Annotated in this window: 3 protein-coding genes; all 3 read left to right on the forward strand. The window is 70.6% G+C overall.

The window, feature by feature from the left end:
* Nucleotides 1–108: 108 nt before the first annotated feature.
* A complete protein-coding gene (locus tag AB0442_RS42180) occupies nucleotides 109–1191 on the forward strand; it encodes an ABC transporter ATP-binding protein (protein WP_366168804.1) in 1083 nt (360 codons plus the stop codon).
* Nucleotides 1181–2344: a dipeptide ABC transporter ATP-binding protein gene (locus AB0442_RS42185; RefSeq protein ID WP_366168805.1), complete on the forward strand. Its 1164-nt coding sequence runs from the start codon at nucleotides 1181–1183 to the stop codon at nucleotides 2342–2344. The genes AB0442_RS42180 and AB0442_RS42185 overlap by 11 nt, the downstream gene beginning before the upstream one ends.
* A 7-nt stretch (nucleotides 2345–2351) precedes the next feature.
* The coding region (locus AB0442_RS42190) for a HutD family protein (protein WP_366168806.1) at nucleotides 2352–2445 on the forward strand (94 nt) is incomplete at its 3' end.

Consider the following 2445-nt stretch of genomic DNA (forward strand, 5'->3'; position numbering starts at 1 on the left):
CTACCCGGCCGGTGCCCTGAGCATCACCGTCCTGGCGTTCATCATGCTCGGCGACGCCGTCCGCGACGCACTCGACCCGAAGCTGCGCTGAGAGGGGCCCCACCAACCATGAACAGCGGCAACAGCGACGACGACGCCGGAGCCATCCGGATCGATCCCCAGGCGTCCGGCGCCGGCAGCCCGGCCGGCGACGTCCTGCTCGACGTGCGCGGGCTGCAGGTCGAGTTCCGCACCCGCGACGGCGTCGCCAAGGCCGTCAACGGCGTGGACTACTCCGTCGCCGCCGGCGAGACCCTCGCCGTCCTGGGAGAGTCGGGCTCCGGTAAGTCGGTGACCGCCCAGGCCATCATGGGCATCCTGGACAGCCCGCCCGGCTACGTCACCGGCGGCGAGATCGTCTTCAAGGGCCGCGACCTGCTCAAGCTCGGCAAGGAGGAGCGCCGGAAGATCCGCGGCGAACAGATGGCCATGATCTTCCAGGACGCGCTGTCCGCACTGAACCCCGTCCACTCGGTCGGCACGCAGCTCGGCGAGATGTACCGGGTGCACCGCGGGGTCTCCCGCAAGGACGCCAAGGCCAAGGCGATCGAGCTGATGGAGCGCGTCCGGATCCCCGCCGCCAAGGAACGCGTCAACGACTACCCGCACCAGTTCTCCGGCGGCATGCGCCAGCGCATCATGATCGCCATGGCGCTGGCCCTGGAACCGGACCTGATCATCGCGGACGAGCCGACCACCGCGCTGGACGTGACCGTGCAGGCGCAGGTCATGGACCTGCTGGCGGAGCTGCAGGCCGAGTACAACATGGGTCTGATCCTGATCACCCACGACCTCGGCGTGGTCGCCGACGTGGCCGACAAGATCGCCGTGATGTACGCCGGCCGGATCGTCGAGACGGCCCCCGTCCACGACCTCTACAAGAACCCGGCCCACCCCTACAGCCGCGGCCTGCTCGACTCCATCCCGCGCCTGGACCAGAAGGGCCAGGAGCTCTACGCCATCAAGGGCCTGCCGCCCAACCTGCTGCGGATCCCCAAGGGCTGCGCCTTCAACCCGCGCTGCCCGCGCGCCCAGGACATCTGCCGGCGGGAGGAGCCCGCGCTGTTCGAGGTCACCGACGACGCCGGCGCGCCCCTGCCGGGGCGGGGCAGCGCGTGCTTCTTCTGGAAGGAGACCCTCCATGACGTCTGACGGGGCGGGAACGGTGGAGGCCGTGCCCGAGGACGCCGCCTTCGCCCGGGAGGTGCCCCGCGGCGAGCCGATCCTGCAGGTGAGGGACCTGGTCAAGTACTTCCCGCTGACCCGGGGCATCATCGTCAAGAAGCAGATCGGCGCGGTGAAGGCCGTCGACGGCGTCTCCTTCGATCTGATGCAGGGCGAGACCCTGGGCATCGTCGGCGAGTCCGGCTGCGGCAAATCGACGCTCGCCAAGGTGCTGATGAACCTGGAGCCCGCCACCAGCGGCTCCGTCCGGTTCAAGGGCGAGGAGATCTCGCACCTGAAGGGCACGGCCCTCCACCACGTCCGGCGCAACATCCAGATGGTGTTCCAGGACCCGTACACCTCGCTGAACCCGCGGATGACGGTCGGCGACATCATCGGGGAGCCCTTCGAGATCCACCCGGAGGTGGCGCCCAAGGGCGACCGCCGCAAGGCGGTGCAGGACCTGCTGGACGTGGTGGGCCTCAACCCGGAGTACATCAACCGGTACCCGCACCAGTTCTCCGGAGGCCAGCGCCAGCGCATCGGCATCGCCCGCGGCCTCGCGCTCAAGCCCGAGGTGATCATCTGCGACGAGCCCGTCTCCGCCCTCGACGTCTCCGTCCAGGCCCAGGTGATCAACCTGCTGGAGCAGCTGCAGAACGAGTTCAGCCTGTCGTACATGTTCATCGCCCACGACCTCTCGATCGTCCGGCACATCTCCGACCGGGTCGGCGTGATGTACCTCGGCAAGATGGTCGAGATCGGCTCCGACGAGGAGATCTACGACCACGCCACCCACCCGTACACCCAGGCGCTGCTCTCCGCCGTCCCCGTGCCGGACCCGGCCGCCCGCGAGGACCGGGACCGGATCGTGCTGACCGGCGACGTGCCCTCGCCGGCGAACCCGCCGTCCGGCTGCCGCTTCCGCACCCGCTGCTGGAAGGCGCAGGAGAAGTGCGCCGTCGAGGTCCCGCTGCTCGCCGTCCGCCCCTGGCTGGAGGGCTGGGCCGCGCACGAGTCGGCGTGCCACTTCGCGGCGGAACGGGACACGGGGGAGCGGGACATCGTGGAGCGGGACGTCGTGGAGCCCGACACCGGCACCAAGGGCACCGGGCCGGACGGCACACCCCCGCCGGCGTAGCGACGGACTGAGGGCGGCGGACCGGGCGGCGGTGCCGTGGCTCAACGGCGGCGGCGTGACCCGCGAGGTCGCGGCCGGGCCGGCCGGTGCGGGGATGACCG

Origin of the sequence: Kitasatospora sp. NPDC085895, assembly GCF_040702125.1 — a bacterium.
Lineage (GTDB): Bacteria > Actinomycetota > Actinomycetes > Streptomycetales > Streptomycetaceae > Kitasatospora > Kitasatospora arboriphila.